Origin of the sequence: Rhodoferax sp., from assembly GCF_013297935.1 — a bacterium.
Classification (GTDB): Bacteria; Pseudomonadota; Gammaproteobacteria; order Burkholderiales; family Burkholderiaceae_C; genus Allorhodoferax.
This window is the reverse complement of the sequence record NZ_JAAFIX010000007.1, coordinates 158,681-174,764: the sequence shown is the minus strand read 5'-3', so window position 1 is coordinate 174,764 and position 16,084 is coordinate 158,681. Positions and strand designations below refer to the sequence as shown.

At 60.8% G+C, this 16,084-nt stretch carries 13 protein-coding genes; 9 read left to right on the top strand and 4 right to left on the bottom strand.

Features of this window, described 5'->3' with window-relative positions:
• Positions 1–46: 46 nt before the first annotated feature.
• Entirely contained in the window at positions 47–1,249 is a 1,203-nt protein-coding gene (locus QZW03_RS11995; RefSeq protein WP_296510238.1) for an ammonium transporter, read from the bottom strand.
• A 267-nt stretch (positions 1,250–1,516) separates the two neighbouring features.
• Here QZW03_RS11995 and QZW03_RS11990 point away from each other — a divergent pair, with 267 nt between their 5' ends.
• The 6 genes from QZW03_RS11990 (at position 1,517) to QZW03_RS11965 (ending at position 8,397) form a co-directional block, all read left to right on the top strand.
• On the top strand, positions 1,517–2,665 hold the full coding sequence (locus QZW03_RS11990) for a homoserine O-acetyltransferase (protein WP_296510262.1): 1,149 nt from the start codon (positions 1,517–1,519) through the stop codon (positions 2,663–2,665).
• On the top strand, positions 2,662–3,243 hold the full coding sequence (gene metW, locus QZW03_RS11985) for a methionine biosynthesis protein MetW (RefSeq protein WP_296510237.1): 582 nt from the start codon (positions 2,662–2,664) through the stop codon (positions 3,241–3,243). The genes QZW03_RS11990 and metW overlap by 4 nt, the downstream gene beginning before the upstream one ends.
• 87 nt (positions 3,244–3,330) lie before the next feature.
• On the top strand, positions 3,331–4,809 hold the full coding sequence (locus QZW03_RS11980) for a M20/M25/M40 family metallo-hydrolase (RefSeq protein ID WP_296510236.1): 1,479 nt from the start codon (positions 3,331–3,333) through the stop codon (positions 4,807–4,809).
• A 14-nt stretch (positions 4,810–4,823) separates the two neighbouring features.
• Positions 4,824–5,666, top strand: coding sequence for an alpha/beta hydrolase (locus QZW03_RS11975; RefSeq protein ID WP_296510235.1), 843 nt, complete (start codon positions 4,824–4,826; stop codon positions 5,664–5,666).
• Between the two features lie 46 nt (positions 5,667–5,712).
• The gene (locus QZW03_RS11970) at positions 5,713–7,770 is read left to right on the top strand and encodes an EAL domain-containing protein (protein ID WP_296510234.1); all 2,058 of its coding nucleotides are present in this window, start codon (positions 5,713–5,715) and stop codon (positions 7,768–7,770) included.
• Between the two features lie 21 nt (positions 7,771–7,791).
• Positions 7,792–8,397, top strand: coding sequence for a chalcone isomerase family protein (locus tag QZW03_RS11965; protein ID WP_296510233.1), 606 nt, complete (start codon positions 7,792–7,794; stop codon positions 8,395–8,397).
• On the opposite strand, the gene QZW03_RS11960 is transcribed toward QZW03_RS11965, so the two are convergent.
• From QZW03_RS11960 to QZW03_RS11950, 3 genes are all read right to left on the bottom strand, one after another.
• Positions 8,372–9,541 carry an MFS transporter gene (locus tag QZW03_RS11960; RefSeq protein WP_296510232.1) on the bottom strand — a complete coding sequence of 390 codons (1,170 nt, stop codon included), beginning with the start codon at positions 9,539–9,541 and terminating at the stop codon, positions 8,372–8,374. The genes QZW03_RS11965 and QZW03_RS11960 overlap by 26 nt on opposite strands.
• The gene (locus tag QZW03_RS11955) at positions 9,538–10,263 is read right to left on the bottom strand and encodes a 16S rRNA (uracil(1498)-N(3))-methyltransferase (protein WP_296510231.1); all 726 of its coding nucleotides are present in this window, start codon (positions 10,261–10,263) and stop codon (positions 9,538–9,540) included. Before QZW03_RS11955 ends, QZW03_RS11960 begins: the two co-directional genes overlap by 4 nt.
• Positions 10,264–10,324: 61 nt before the next feature.
• Positions 10,325–11,449, bottom strand: coding sequence for a phosphotransferase (locus QZW03_RS11950; protein ID WP_296510230.1), 1,125 nt, complete (start codon positions 11,447–11,449; stop codon positions 10,325–10,327).
• Positions 11,450–11,551: 102 nt separating this feature from the next.
• Here QZW03_RS11950 and QZW03_RS11945 point away from each other — a divergent pair, with 102 nt between their 5' ends.
• From QZW03_RS11945 to rsmA, 3 genes are read left to right on the top strand one after another with little or no spacing between them, the layout of a single operon-like run.
• Positions 11,552–13,912, top strand: coding sequence for an LPS-assembly protein LptD (locus tag QZW03_RS11945; RefSeq protein WP_296510229.1), 2,361 nt, complete (start codon positions 11,552–11,554; stop codon positions 13,910–13,912).
• Positions 13,909–15,228 carry a peptidylprolyl isomerase gene (locus tag QZW03_RS11940; protein ID WP_296510228.1) on the top strand — a complete coding sequence of 440 codons (1,320 nt, stop codon included), beginning with the start codon at positions 13,909–13,911 and terminating at the stop codon, positions 15,226–15,228. Before QZW03_RS11945 ends, QZW03_RS11940 begins: the two co-directional genes overlap by 4 nt.
• A complete protein-coding gene (gene rsmA, locus QZW03_RS11935; protein ID WP_296510227.1) occupies positions 15,225–16,016 on the top strand; it encodes a 16S rRNA (adenine(1518)-N(6)/adenine(1519)-N(6))-dimethyltransferase RsmA in 792 nt (263 codons plus the stop codon). Before QZW03_RS11940 ends, rsmA begins: the two co-directional genes overlap by 4 nt.
• The last annotated feature ends 68 nt before the right edge of the window (positions 16,017–16,084 follow it).

Sequence of the window (16,084 nt, the reverse complement as noted above, 5' to 3'; positions counted from 1 at the left end):
TGGGCCAACAGCCATTTTTGTTGATATTTGATCCTGCTTGCAGGTTCTACCAGTTGGCTTCGCGCTCCGGGCTGGCGCTGATTTTGTGGATGGAGAGGTCGGCGCCGTCGTATTCCTCTTCCTGGCTCAGGCGCAGGCCGGTGGTGGCCTTGAGCAGGCCGTAGACCACAAAGCCCGCCACCGCAGCCCATGCCACGCCCATCGCCGTGCCGATAAGTTGGGCGCCCAGGCTCACACCCCCCAAGCCACCCAGCGCTTTGCTGCCGAAAATGCCGGCCGCAATACCGCCCCAGGTGCCGCACAGGCCGTGCAGCGGCCAGACGCCCAGCACATCGTCAATCTTCCATTTGTTCTGGGTCAGGGTGAACATGACCACGAAGATGGCACCCGCAATGCCGCCCACCACCAGCGCGCCCAGCGGGTGCATCAGGTCCGAGCCGGCGCACACGGCCACCAGGCCGGCCAGTGGGCCGTTGTGCACAAAGCCGGGGTCGTTTTTGCCCATGAGCAGCGCCACCAAGGTGCCGCCCACCATGGCCATGAGCGAGTTCACCGCCACCAGGCCGGACATTTTGTCGAGCATTTGGGCGCTCATCACGTTAAAGCCGAACCAGCCCACGATCAGAATCCACGCGCCCAAGGCCAGGAAGGGAATGCTGCTCGGCGGGTGGGCCGACATGGCGCCGTCTTTGCGGTAGCGGTTGCTGCGCGCGCCCAGCAAGAGCACGGCGCCCAAAGCGATCCAGCCGCCCACGGCATGCACCACCACGCTGCCTGCAAAGTCGTGAAACTCTTCGCCGGTGAGCGACTTGATCCAGGCCTGCACGCCGAAGTGCTGGTTCCAGGCAATGCCTTCAAAGAAGGGGTACACCACCCCCACGACGACGGCAGTGGCAATCAGCTGCGGCCAGAACTTGGCCCGCTCGGCAATGCCGCCGGAGATGATGGCCGGAATGGCGGCCGCAAAGGTTAGCAAAAAGAAGAACTTCACCAGCGCGTAGCCGTTTTGCGCCGCCAGCTGCTCGGCCCCGATAAAGAAGTGCGTGCCATAGGCCACGCTGTAGCCCACCACGAAATACACCACGGTGGACACCGAGAAGTCCACCAGTATCTTCACCAGCGCGTTGACCTGGTTTTTGCGGCGCACGGTGCCGAGTTCCAGAAAGGCAAAACCGGCGTGCATGGCCAGCACCATGATTGCGCCCAACAAAATGAACAAAGCGTCTGCGCCCTGTTTTAGTGCTTCCATACGAGTCCTTTGGTCGTTAAATGCTTGTGCTTGGTGCAAAACTGCCGAAAAACAGCTTTGCGCACCAAAATAAAGCAAAAACCACGCCAGGCACTCCATGGTGGTGCATGGGTGAGGGATGCGGGGCAAAAAGAAGGCGCGTTGGTATACTCGCGGCTCACAGCGCCAATTTGCTCCAGCTTGCGGGCGCTTAATAAATACAGCTAAACACGGACCCGCCTTTTGGCACTGCAACCCGGCCCGCGTTTAGCGTTGCCGGGTTTTTTTATGCTGATTGCCACACCCCAAACCATGCGCTTTGACGCCGCCTTGCCCCTGCAAAGCGGTGCGTCCATCCACGGCTATTCCTTGAGTTACGAGACTTACGGCACGCTCAACGCCGACAAGTCCAATGCGGTGCTGGTCTGCCATGCCCTGAACGCTTCGCACCATGTGGCGGGAGTTTACGAAGGGCAGGACAAGTCCGAAGGCTGGTGGGACAACATGATTGGCCCGGGCAAGTCGGTGGACACCAACAAGTTTTTCGTCATCGGCGTCAACAACCTGGGCTCCTGCTTCGGCAGCACCGGCCCCATGCACACCCACCCCGACACCGGCAAGGTTTATGGTGCCGACTTTCCGGTGGTCACCGTGGAAGACTGGGTGAATGCCCAAGCGAAATTGCTGGACGCACTCGGCATCCAAACGCTGGCGGCCGTGTTGGGGGGCAGCCTGGGGGGCATGCAGGCCCTGAGCTGGACGCTGCAGTACCCCGAGCGCATGCGCCATGCCGTGGTGGTGGCCAGCGCGCCCAACTTGAATGCGGAAAACATTGCGTTCAACGAAGTGGCGCGCCGCGCCATCGTGACCGACCCCGACTTTCATGGCGGCCACTTTTATGAGCACGGTGTGATCCCCAAGCGGGGCTTGCGCATTGCCCGCATGATCGGCCACATCACCTACCTGAGCGACGACGTGATGAACGCGAAGTTCGGCCGCGAACTCAAAGACGCGGTGCTGGCCAGCGCCAGCGGCTACAAATACAGCACGCAGGAGGTGGAGTTCCAGATCGAGAGCTACCTGCGCTACCAGGGCGACAAGTTTGCCGAGTACTTTGATGCCAACACCTACCTGCTCATCACCCGCGCGCTGGACTACTTTGACCCCGCCAAAACCTATGGTGGCGACCTGAGCAAGGCCCTGGCGCGGTCTGCCTGCAAGTATTTGCTGGTGAGCTTTACGACCGACTGGCGCTTCAGTCCCCAGCGCAGCCGCGAGGTGGTGAAAGCCTTGTTGGACAACAGGCGGGACGTGAGCTACGCCGAGATCGACGCGCCGCATGGTCATGATGCGTTTTTGCTCGATGACCCTCGTTACATGAGCGTGATGCGCTCTTATTTTGATAGCATTTTTAACGGGTTGAAGGTGGCAGCATGACCGATATCTACACCTTGCACGCGATTGCCAGCCTCGTTCCCCAGGGTTCGCGCGTTCTGGATCTCGGTTGTGGCGATGGCGCCATGCTGGACTACCTGCAGCGCGAGCGCGACTGCAGCGGCTATGGCGTGGAGCTGGACGACGCCAATGTGCTGGCCTGTGTGAAGCGTGGCGTGAATGTGCTGCAGCTCAACCTCGACCAAGGCTTGACCGTGTTTGAAGATGCCAGCTTCGATGTGGTGCTGCAGATCGACACCCTGCAACACCTGCGCAACGCAGAAACCATGCTGCGCGAAACCGCCCGCGTGGGTAGGGTCGGCATTGTGGCCTTCCCCAACTTTGCGCACTGGCCGAACCGCATGAGCATTTTGCAAGGGCGCATGCCGGTGACCAAGCGGCTGCCTTACCAGTGGTACGACACGCCCAACATCCGGGTGGGCACCCATGCCGACCTCGCGGTTCTGGCAGAGCGCAATGGCTTGCGCGTGCTCGACAGTTTTGGCTTGCAGGGCGGTCGCACCGTGCGGTTTTTGCCTAACTTGCGAGCCGGAACCTCGGTGTACAAATTGACGCGTTAGTGCGACTTTTTGCGGGTAAGCCAGCGGCTGTAGGGGGCGGCGCGCATGGCATGATGGATGCTTGGCTGAATTTGTAACAGGAGCTCCATGAACGCCCGCGTTCCTTCGTCTGTTTTCGACACCACCCAGGCCCTCGACCATGTGAGTGCGGCCTGGGATCAGGACATCGTTCACCGCTTAACGGACTACATCCGCATCCCGGCCAAGTCGCCGATGTTTGACCCCGAGTGGGCCGCATCGGGTTTGCTCGACACGGTGGTGCGCAACACCGCCCAGTGGATCGAAGCCCAAAAAGTCCCCGGCCTGACGCTGGAAGTCATCCGCCTGGAAGGTCGCACACCGGTCTTGTTCTTCGAAGTGGATGCGGACGGCGGTGCCGCGGGCGACCAGCCTGCATCCGGCCAGACGGTGCTGATGTACGGCCACTTGGACAAGCAGCCCGAGTTTTCCGGTTGGCGCAACGACCTCGGCCCTTGGACCCCCAAATACGAAGATGGCAAGTTGTATGGGCGCGGTGGCGCCGATGACGGCTATGCCGCCTACGCTGCCATTGCAGCCCTGCAGGCACTCAAGGCCCAAAAACTGCGCCACCCGCGCATCGTCGGCCTGATAGAGACCTGCGAGGAGAGCGGCTCCTATGACCTGCTCCACTATGTGGATGCGCTCAAGCCCCGTTTGGGCGAAGTGGGGCTGGTGGTCTGCCTCGATTCCGGTGCCGGCAACTACGACCAGCTCTGGCTCACCAACAGCTTGCGCGGCATGGCCAGCGGGGTGCTCAAGGTGGAGATCCTGACCGAAGGCATTCACTCCGGAGATGCCAGTGGCTTGGTGCCTTCGAGCTTCCGTATCCTGCGGCAGGTGCTGGACCGTCTGGAAGACAGCAAAACCGGCCATTTGTTGCCTGCCAGTTTTCATTGCGAAGTGCCGGTGCAGCGCATGGAGCAAGCCCGCGCGACGTCGGTGATCCTGGGTGACGAGCTGTTCAAGCGCTTCCCCTGGGCCCACTACGATTGCGGCGGGGCCACCACCTTTGCCTTGCCCACAACTGCCGATCCGCTGGAAGCCTTGCTCAAGCGCACTTGGCAACCGACATTGAGCGTGACCGGGGCCGACGGCTTTCCGGACATTCAGAACGCCGGCAATGTGCTGCGGCCCTACACAGCCTTCAAGCTGAGTTTGCGGCTGCCGCCTTTGGTGGAGGCTGCTGCCGCAGTGCAAGAGCTCAAGGCGCTGTTGGAGGACAATGCGCCCTACCAGGCCAAGGTCACTTTCGAAGGCCTCTCCAGCGCGACGGGCTGGAACGCGCCGGACACCGCCCCTTGGTTTGATAGCGCCTTGAACGACGCCTCGAACGCCCACTTCGGCGCGCCCTGTGGCCACATCGGTCAAGGGGGCACCATTCCCCTGATGAACATGCTCTCGAAGGGATTCCCCAAGGCCCAAATGATGGTCTGCGGTGTACTTGGCCCCAAGAGCAACGCGCATGGCCCCAACGAGTTTTTGCATGTACCCTATGCCAAAAAACTCACTGCGGCAGTGGCGCAAGTGATCTCCCGTTTTCCTTGAACAGGCAGGAACGCATGACTTCTGAATCAACCCTCAGCACGTTTACCGCCAGCGATGGCGACAACCTCGCAGTGCAGGACTGGCCGCTGGAGACCGGTGTGCGTATGCGTGGCGTGGTGCTTATCGTGCACGGCTTGGGCGAACACGCCGGCCGCTACGAGCATGTGGCGGAGCGGCTCAATGAGTGGGGTTTTGCCGTGCGGGGCTACGACCAATGCGGGCACGGCGAAAGCGGTGGCTTGCCTGGCAGCCTGCCGACCGACACCCGCCTGCTCGATGACCTGGCGGACATTATTGACAGCACCCGGGCCCGCATGGAGCCGGGCACACCGCTGATTCTGCTGGGCCACAGCATGGGGGGCTTGGTGACCGGGCGGTTTGTGTCCTTGGGCATGCGCAAGGTGGATGCCCTGGTAATGTCCTCGCCGGCGCTCAACCCGGGTTTGAATGCGTTTCAGAAACTGCTGGTCGCGGTGTTGCCCAAAATTGCGCCCAATCTGCGGGTCGGCAACGGCCTGAACCCCAGCTTTATTTCGCACGATCCCGCAGTGGTCAAGGCGTACACCGGTGACCCGCGGGTGCACGACCGCATTTCCGCGCGCTTGGCCAGGTTCTTCTCGACTGAGGGCCCTGCCACGGTGGAATCGGCGCCGGGCTGGACGGTGCCGACCCTGCTCATGTACGCGGGGGACGACCGTTTGGTGAACCCGCAAGGCAGCAGGGATTTCGCGGCAGCGGCACCCGCTGCGACCGTGCAGTCGGTGTGCTTTGACGGTCTGTACCACGAGATATTCAATGAGCTAGATGCCGCCCCGGTGTTCGCGACGCTTCGCAACTGGTTGGACCAGCGGTTCTGAGTACACGATGCGCTTGTATTTGCGTACTCGGCAAAGATTGCAATAGATGAGCTTCATTTCCACCGGCTGGAGAAAAATGCGCTTGATGGTGCGCGGGGGCATGCCCTTGCGCTACACCATGATGCTGGTGGTGGTGATCGGCGTGTTGTTGCCGGCCTTGTTGCTGTTGGCGCTGGAGCAGAAGCTGGCCGAGAAGTCGCAGCAGGCCCTGTTAACCCAGAGCGAGACCGCGTTGCTGAAAATCGGCAGTGTGTCCATTGCGGAGCCCATGTGGGTGGTGGACAGGGTGGCCCTGGATGCAGCGGCCGCGCGTTTGCTGGAGAGTCCGCAGATTGTGGCGGTGCGCATTGAAGACGGCCTGGCCAACACGCCCGATTTGCAACGGACGCGTGAGGACTTTGCGGGAGACGTGGACAAAGATACCGCGGCAGGGCGCTTAAACCGGCGCGCACAAAGCGTGGTGCGTACAGGGGAGTCCCTCGGGACCCTGGTGGTGTGGTTCGATGCGTCCTATGGCCAGGGTTTGTTGCAAGCGCGGCGTGACCAGATGCTGGTGCTGGTGACCTTGCAGGCGCTGGCGATCCTGGCTGTGCTGATGCCGATTCTAGTGACGCGGGTGCTCAGGCCGATTGAGCGACTTAAGGAGCACGCCAGTGCTTTGCTCGATCACGCGCATCGCCCGGAGTCAGCCCAGGTTTTCGTGTGGCGGCGGCGGGATGAGCTGGGCTTGCTAGGGCGGCATCTTGGTCAGGTGCAGGAGGAATTGCGTGACCTGTTCGCCCAGCTGGGAAACAAAAATGCCCAGCTGCAGCAGATGGCGTTCTATGACCAGCTCACAGGGCTGCCCAATCGCTCCTTGTTCATCGACCTGGTGCAGCGCGAAATGCTGTCAGCCCAGCGCCATAACCAGCAGTTTGGTATCTTTTTCATTGATCTGGATCGCTTCAAGGCCGTCAATGATTCCATGGGCCACGCTGCAGGAGATACGTTGCTGATTGAAGTGGCACGCCGCTTGCGCGAGGTGCTGCGTGAGGTCGATGTCGTGTGCCGGCAAAGCGGAGATGAGTTTCTGGTGCTGGTGCGGGATATTGACCATTGGGAATCCTTGGGAGAGTTGGCCCAGCGGGTGTTGCGCGCCATCGAGGCCCCGGTGGTGTTGGCACAGGTGCCGGTCAAGGTGTCGGCCAGCATCGGCATCTCGCTGTTTCCGGAGGACGGCCAGGACTTTGAAACCTTGGTCAAGAACGCCGACATTGCGGTCTACCAGGCCAAGACGCTGGGGCGTGCACGCTACAGCTACTACCACTCTGAACTCAACTCTCGCTTGTTGGCCAACCTCGAGCTGGAAATGGAGCTGGCCTACGCCATCGGCCACAACCAGCTGGTGCTGCATTACCAGCCGCAAGTTTGCTCGCAGACCGGCATGATCGTGGCGGTCGAAGCCCTGGTGCGCTGGCAACACCCCACCCGTGGCTTGCTCTACCCGGCCCAGTTCATCGGGCTGGCAGAGGAGTCGGGGCGTATCGCAGAAATGGGAGTCTGGACTCTGCACGAGGCCTGCCGGCAGTTGGCCGACTGGACTGCGCGCGGCATTCACATCGGCAATATGGCGGTGAACGTCTCGGCCCTGGAGTTCCGGGATCATCGTTTGCTGGATAGCTTGCAAACCGCGCTGGACGCCAGCGGGGTGCCGCCACAGCGGCTGGAGATCGAGATCACAGAAAGCGTGCTGATGGCCGAGACCGAAACCAGCCAGCGCATTATTGAGCGACTGCGCCAGATCGGCGTCGGGATCGCGATTGACGATTTCGGTACCGGCTACTCATCACTGGCCTACCTGAAGCGACTGCGCCCTCACCAGCTCAAGATCGACCGCTCGTTCGTCAACGACACCGAGACGGACAGTGACTCCCGCGCGATTGTCAAAGGCGTAATCGGCCTGGCGAATGCCCTGGGCCTGAACGTTGTGGCTGAGGGCGTGGAGACTGCGGAGCAAAAAGCGTTTTTGAGTGAGGTGGGTTGCCACACCTTACAGGGATATTTCATTGCGAGACCACTCACCGTGGAGGCTTTGGAGAACTGGCTGCAACACAGAACTATTTAAATTCAATCAGGGAGATCAAGGATGACTACACACACAAATCCATCCAACAAGAAGCAAGCGATTTTTACTGCCTTGGTACTGGCGGCGCTCAGTGCGGCACCCCAAGGTGCGGCGGCGGCCGGCACCATGAGCAGCAGCTTTGAGGCCAAGTCGATGGTGCAAGGTGTACCTCTGCAAATGAATGGAGCAGGCACCCGCTACCGTGCCATCTTCAAGGTCTACGACATGGCCTTGTACACCTCGACCAAAGCGAACACGCCGGAGGCCCTGATTTCCATGCAGGGGCCTAAGCGCTTGAGTTTTGTGGCCTTGCGGGAGCTACCCGGAACCGACCTTGGGATGGCCTTTATCAAGGGGCTGGCCAACAACTCAGCGGCTGATTTGGTGCAAAAACATGCCGCTTCCAGCACCCGCTTGATTGAAATTTTCTCGGGCAAAGCCAAACTTGCGGCCGGCGACACCTTTGCCATGGAGTTCGTGCCCGGTAAAGGGACTACCTTCTACATCCAGGGGCAGGCCCAAGGGGCCCCTATCGGCGATGCGGAGTTTTTCAGCATGGTGCTCAAAATCTGGGTCGGCCCGGTTCCGGCCGACTTCAAGCTCAAGGACGCGCTACTCGGCCTTTAAGTTGCAGCCACAGCAGGCCGCCCGCGGTCAGGATCAGCGGGGGAATGGAGCCGATGTTGAGCCACGTCCACCCCTGTGTAATGACCAGCGCACCCGAGGCCAATGAACTCAGGGCCATGACCGCAAACACACAGAAGTTGATGGCCGCTTGCGCGCGGTCTTTTTCTTCGGGGCGGTAGGCGCTGAGTGCGAGCGTGGTGCTGCCGGTAAACAAGAAGTTCCAGCCGACACCCAGCAGAAACAGTGACACCACAAACTGCTGCAGCTCCAGGCCACTGAGCGCTATGGCCACACACAGCAGGTTCAACGCCACACCGGTAGCCATGATGCTCAGCGTGCCAAAGCGCTTGATCAAGTGGCCGGTAAAGAAGCCCGGCGCAAACATGCCGATCACGTGCCACTCCAGCACCAGTGCGGCATCGTCAAAACTCAGGCCACATTGCTGCATGGCCAGCGGTGTGGCGGCCATCAGCAGATTCATGACGCCGTAGCCCATGGCCGCGCTCAGGCAGGCCACCACAAATGCGGGTTGGCGGGCTATTTCGCCCAGGCTGCGCCCCGCGCTGGATTGCGGCCCGGGTGCCTGGTGCGGCGGGAACTGCACCCACGCCATCAGCACCATGGCCAGCAGCGCTACGGCGGCCAGTACCAGGTAGGCGCCGGTAAAGGGCACTTCCATCAGCGTGCGGGTGCGTGCCGCGAGATTGGGGCCTGCAATCGCGCCGATGAGGCCGCCCGCCAACACCAGCGACACCGCTTTTTCGCGGAAAGCTGGCAGGGCCAGCTCTGCAGCGGCAAACCGGTACAGCTGCCCGTTGGCGCTGTAGTACCCGGCCACCACGGTTGCAGCAACCAATCCCCAGAAGTGGTGGTTAGCAACCGCCCAGGCCCCGGCCAATGCGGACGCTACCGCCACGGCCAGACCGATCTGGAACGAGGTGCGCCGCCCGAAGCGTGACTGTGTAGCTGCGACCAAGGGGGTGGCCAGTGCGCCGCCGACCACATAGCCCATCACGGGCAGGGTAGCCATCCACCCGTAGGGCGCCATGCTGAGCCCGACCAGGCCATTGATGGCGATGAAGGTGACGTTGTTGGTGAGAAACAGCCCTTGGCACAGAGCGAGTAGCCAAAGGCTGCGGTTCATAGTTGGGTGAGTAAGGTGAGCGCTGCCAGTGCAGCGGTTTCGGCCCGCAGTACGCGGGGGCCGAGAGAGGCGGGCGAGAAGCCGGCCTGCAGAGCCAGCTCTTCTTCGGAGTGGCTCAAACCACCTTCAGGCCCCGATAGAAACCAGGCAGGGCCGGATGGTGGAGCCCACTGCGCAACGGGCGTGCTGCCCGGGCGCAAAGACAATAGCAAGCGCTGGCTTGAGGCCTCGACGGCAAGGGGGCTTTTCAGCCACTGGCTGAGGGTTTGCATCGCACGCACTTCGGGAACCCGGTTGCCGCCACATTGCTCGCAAGCCGCAATCGCCACGCTCTGCCAATGGGCTACCTTTTTCTCGGCGCGCTCGCCACTGAGTTTGAGCACACTGCGTTCGGTCATCAGGGGCTGGATCGAGGCGACCCCGAGCTCGGTGGCTTTTTCAATCAACCAGTCCATACGGTCATTGGCCGGCATGCCGACCGCCAAGTGGACTTGCCGCGCCGGTTCACGGGCGGCGCTGCGCGCTGCGCCGACGCGGACCTGTACGTCGCTGCGCCCCATGCGGGTGACGGTGGCGTCGAACTCGTCCTGGCTGCGTCCGTCGAACAGGGTGATGGAGTCCCCCGGCTGCAGGCGCAGCACTTGCACATGCCGGGCAGCGCCCGCGGGCAAATCGAGTTCAGAGTCACTCAGCAGAGGTGTTGCGCAATAGAAGCGAGGCATGGTGTGCTATGAATTCAGGAGCTGCTTGCGCAATGAATACGAGGGCTGGAGTGCGATTTGATCAAGAACGGCCGAATGCGAAGACATTGGGCACCTCAATGCCGTCCACCTTCTCGACCAGGCGCAACAAGGGTTTGAGCTGGATGTAGCGGCTGCAGGTGCTGCGGATGTAGTCGATAAAGCGCGGTGTATCGGCCAGGTATTTGGGTTTGCCGTCGCGCAGGGTGAGGCGGGCAAAAATGCCGGCGATTTTGAGATGGCGTTGCAGCCCCATCCACTCCACGCCCCGGTAAAACTCGCCAAAGTCGTCGCCGACCGGAAGGCCTGCCTTGCGCGCCTTTTCCCAGTAGCGGATGGTCACGTCCAGGCAAAAGTCTTCTTCCCAGGTCAGGAACGCATCGCGCATCAGGCTGGCAATATCGTAGGTAATGGGGCCATAGACGGCGTCTTGAAAATCCAGCACACCGAGATATCGCGGATCCGACTTTCCGGGCAGTGCGGCATCATCAGGCACCATCAGGTTGCGGGGCATGAAGTCTCGGTGCACGTAGACACTGGGCCACGACAGGTTGTTTTGAATTAACAGCGCAAAGGTGTCGTCCAGCGTTTTGCGCATGGCGGCATCGATGGGGACCTGGCGGTGGGCTCCGATGTACCACTCCGGGAAGAGCTCCAACTCGCGGCGTAGCAGTGCCTCGTCGTATGGCGGTAACACCTGCGGGGCGGAAGCCAGTTGCCACTGGACCAGCGTGTCCACCGCATTCAGGTACAAGTCCAAAGGTGGTTGTGCCGGGTCGATGGTTTGCATCATGGTGCGGGTGCCCAGGTCGCTGAGGAGCATGAAGCCATTCGCCTCGTCCCAGGCCAGAATCTTCGGCGCGCGCAGGCCTGCATGGTTCAGCAAAGCAGCAATATCCACGAAGGGCTTGCAATTCTCTTTGTCGGGCGGTGCATCCATGATGACCAGACTTCCGCGATTGCTTTCGACCCGGAAGTAACGGCGGAAACTTGCATCTGCGGACGCCAGGCCCAAGGTGTCCGGGATCAAGGCGAAACCTTCGCGCTGGTGTTCAAACCAGTCTTGAAAACGTTGCTGCCGCTGCGGATCGGTCCACAGAATAGCTTGTGGGGCGGAGGCGGACATAGCGGGGGTGGCAGTAGGCACTGTGTGGGGGCTGAGGGTCATGGATAATCCATTCTACAAAGCCATGCCGCCGCGCCTTGTGTGCAGCGCTCTGGTGTCATCTCCTCATAACGTGGTTTCTGCCTTTCGCCCATGCGTTTTTCTATGTGCGCTCTGCCCGTCGGGGCGCCTGATTGCCGGCCGCCTTTGACCCGCCTCGTGGCCCTGGTGGCGCTGGCATGCGTCCAGATGTCGGTGCACGCACAGGAGGCCGCGCAAAGTGAGCTGTTGCAACTCCGCGCTTCCCCCCGTCTGCAAGAAGCCGTGAACCCGGCGCAACTGGAGTCGGCACCGACTTTCTTGATCGGTGACACGCTGAGCGGACGCCCCGATTTAGAGACCGTGGTGCAAGGCAACGCTGAAATGCGTAAGTCCGGCACGGTGATCAAGGCCGATCGCCTGGAGTATTTCGCGCCGGACGACCTCGCACGTGCCACGGGTAACGTGCGGATCAACCGCAACGGGAATGTGTTCGAAGGGCCCGCCCTGGAGCTCAAAGTGGAGGCTTTTGAAGGCGAGTTTGAAGCCCCCCGCTACCAGTTTCTCCAGAACGGCGCACATGGGGAGGCCTCCAAGGCCGTTTTTCTGGACGAAAACCGGACCGTGGTGCAAAACGCCACTTACACCACGTGCCGGCGCAAGCCCGGCCCCGACTGGGTGCCTGATTGGGTGCTGCGGGCGGCGGACATTGAGTTTGATCGGGGCGAAGATGTCGGTATTGCCCATGGGGCGTATTTGCATTTCATGGACGTGCCTATCTTGCCGGTGCCGGCGATTAGTTTCCCGCTGAGTGACGCCCGCCGGTCCGGCGTTATGCCGCCCACCATCGGGTTGGGAGACGTCAACGGTACCGAAGTGACCGTTCCTTATTACTGGAACATCGCGCCCAACCGGGATGCAACGATCTCGCCCACGGTGATGACCGCACGGGGCGTGACCGTAGCGGGTGAGTTCCGGTACCTGGAGCCCACCTATTCCGGCGTGCTGCGGGGCAACTACATGCCCGCCGACAAGCTGCGCAGTGCCGACCGGTGGGGTGCAACGCTGAACCAAACCGGCAACCTCGGCCTGGACTGGGGCAATGTGGCCTATTCGCTGAACCTGAATCGCGTGAGCGATGACAACTACTGGAGCGACTTCACCAGCATTGGCCCCTTAACCTCGCGGACCTTGGCCAATGATGTGCAAGCAACCTGGAACCGCTCGGGCTACACCGTGTTGGGGCGCACCTTGCGCTGGCAGACCCTGCAGTCTGCGACTTCGGTCATTACGCCGCCTTATGACCTGACCCAGGTGAATGTGCTGAAGAGTCAGCTCAATGACCAAGGGTTTGACTGGTCGGTGCAGGGGGACTTGTCGCAATTTGAATCCGACCGCGCCTTGACCCAGCAGCCCAATAGCCAGCGCATGTATGGCTTGGCGCAGCTCAGTCGCCCGTTCATTGCGCCGCAGGGTTTCATCACGCCCAAGCTTCAGCTGCATACATCGGTGTACCAGTTTGATTCGGCACTCTCCAACGGCACGCGCTCTGCGGAGAGTACGGTGCCTACCTTCAGTCTTGACAGTGGTCTGGTCTTTGAGCGCGACACGGAATGGGGCGGGCGCGACATGACACAGACCTTGGAGCCGCGGCTGTTTTATGTGCGGACACCCTACCGCAACCAAAGCTACCTGCCCAATTACGACACGGCCGCGAGCGATTTCAACTTCGCCAGTATCTTTACGGAAAACGCGTATGTCGGGCACGACAAAATTTCAGACAACAACCTCGCCACCTTTGGCCTGACAACCCGCTTGCTGGATGCCCAGACGGGCGAGCAGTTGGCACGTTTTGGTGTCGCCCAGCGCTACCGCTTTGAAGACCAGCGCGTCACTTTGAATTCCAGCACGTCGCCGGCGCTGGCGGGCTGGAGCGACATCTTGTTGGGTGCCGGCGTCAATTTGTCCAAACAATGGGGGCTGGACTCGACCGTGCAGTACAACCCGCTGACGGACCAGTCGAGTCGATCCACCGTCGGTGCTCGCTACACCCCGTCGCCTTACCGGGTGTTGAATGCGGCCTATCGTTTCCAGCGTGAAGTCAGCGAGCAGATTGATGTGAGCTGGCAATGGCCGCTGAATGATCTCTGGGGTGACTCCGGCCGCACGGCTGTCCCCGGTGGCGGCTTGGGTGAGGGCCGTTACTACGGGGTAGGCCGTTTGAACTACAGCCTGAATGAAAACCGCATGGTCGATACCTTGTTGGGTGTCGAGTACGATGCGGGCTGTTGGCTGGCGCGGGTGGTCGTGGGGCGGGTACAGACCAGCGCCACCTCTTCAACCAGCAGCATCAAATTCGAACTGGAATTTGTCGGCTTCACCCGTGTGGGCGTCAGCCCACTCCAGACCTTAAAGTCGAATATTTCGCGCTACCAGAACTTGCGGGAAACAGGCGGCTCCAACAGCCGCTTTAGTAACTACGAATGAAAACCATGATTTCTCATGTGCGTGCCATCGCCATGGCTTGCCTGCTGACGGCGGTAACTCCAGCGTTGATTGCTCAGACCAACCGCGCGGCCGACTACATCGTCGCCGTGGTGAATTCCGAGCCCATCACATTCCAGGAGTTGTCCTCCGAAATCCGTCGGGTCGGGCAGCAACTCGCACAGCAGGGGCAGGCAAGCCCACCGGCGGAAGAATTGCAACGACTTGTGCTGGAGCGCATGATCAACGATCGCGCGCAACTGCAACTGGCCCGGGAACAAGGTATCCGGGTGGATGCGGCGGCCATCGATCGTGCAGAACAAAATCTGGCGAGCCAGAACGGGATGGACGTCGAGGCCTTGCGTCAGAAAGCCGCGAAAGACGGCTTGTCCAAAACCACCTTGCGCGATGGTTTGCGTGACCAGTTGATGTTGCGACGTTTGCATGAAAGGGAAGTGGACTCGTCCATCCGGGTGTCGGATGTTGATGTGGACCGCGCCATTCAGGAGCAGCAAGCCAGCAGCACAGACCCGTTTGCCCAGGAAATCAATCTCGCGCAAATTCTCTTAGTCTTGCCGGAAAAAGCCAATGGCGAAGAATCGGCAGCACTTTTTGTGAAGGCCCAGAAGCTGGTTCAGCGTGCCCGCAACGGGGAAGACTTCAACGCGCTGGTGCAAGAATTTTCCGCTGGCGATCGCAGAAATGGTGGACAGATCGGTTTGCGGCGCGGTGATCGCCTGCCCCCCGTGTTTGTGACCGCCACGCAGAATTTGCAGCCAGGCGGAGTGTCGGACGTGGTTCGCACTGCCTCTGGTTTTCACATTCTCAAATTGGTGGAGCGCAAAGCGCCGGACCGTTTGATCCAGACGGTGGTGCAAACACGGGCCCGCCATATTTTGTTGCGCACGGGCCCCCAGATTTCGCAAGAACAGGCCTTTGCACGGTTGATGGCGGAGCGTCAGCAACTCGTGTCCGGTAAAGCGGAATTCGCAGCCGTGGCTCGCAAGCTATCGCAAGACTCGTCAGCGGAACAAGGTGGAGATCTCGGTTGGGCGTCTCCCGGCATGTTTGTGCCAGAGTTCGAAGAAGCAATGAATCGCTTGCAAGAAGAAGGTGCCATCAGCCCACCGGTGGTGTCCCGCTTCGGCGTGCACCTTATCCAGTTGACGGACCGGCGCCGTGTTGAATTGAACCCCCAGCAGATTCGCGAGTCCGTGCGCCAGCAATTGCGCCAAAGCCGCTATGAAGAGGCTTACACCGCGTGGGCGCGTGACGTCCGGGCCCGGGCTTTTGTCGAAATGCGCGAGGCGCCGCTATGAAGCACCTCGCCCGCAAGCGCTTCGGCCAGCACTTTTTGTCCGATGGCGGCATCATTGAAGCCATTGTGCAAGCCATCCATCCCCTGCCCGGGCAGCCGATGGTGGAGATCGGACCCGGCCTCGCTGCGCTGACTCAGCCGCTGGTGGAGCGCTTGGGGCATTTGACGGTCATCGAGCTCGACCGAGACTTGGCCAAGCGTTTGCGCAGCCATCCGCAGCTGACGGTCATCCAGTCGGATGTGCTGAATGTCGATTTCAGCGCTATCGAAATAGCGGCTGCGACTCCCGCGGCCGGCATAGAGGGGGGTTCGCCCAAGCTGCGAGTGGTCGGTAATCTGCCGTACAACATCTCCACGCCGATACTTTTCCATCTGCTCGATCATGTGGACCGGATTGAAGACCAGCATTTCATGCTGCAAAAAGAAGTGATTGACCGTATGGTGTCGCCCCCGGACTGCGCTGACTTCAGTCGCCTGAGCGTGATGCTGCAGTGGCGCTACGCCATGGAGGATGTCCTGTTTGTTCCCCCGGAGTGTTTTGATCCGCCACCACGCGTAAACAGTGCCGTGGTGCGGATGGTGCCTTTAGCGCAGCCGCCAGTACTGAACGTTCCCTTATTTTCGGAAATGGTGCAGGTAGCATTCAGCCAGCGTCGCAAATTACTGCGTCATACCTTGGGCGCCTGGTTGGAGAGCAAGGGGTTTGCCGGGGACTTTGATGTTCAGCGCCGAGCTCAAGAGGTGCCGGTCGAAGAATACGTTGCTTTGGTTCAGGCACTTCCCGACTGAGGGGTGTGTCACTGTGTCGTCAGGTGGATGCACCTGACGTAAAAAAGGCCTGTCATTGACAGGCCTTT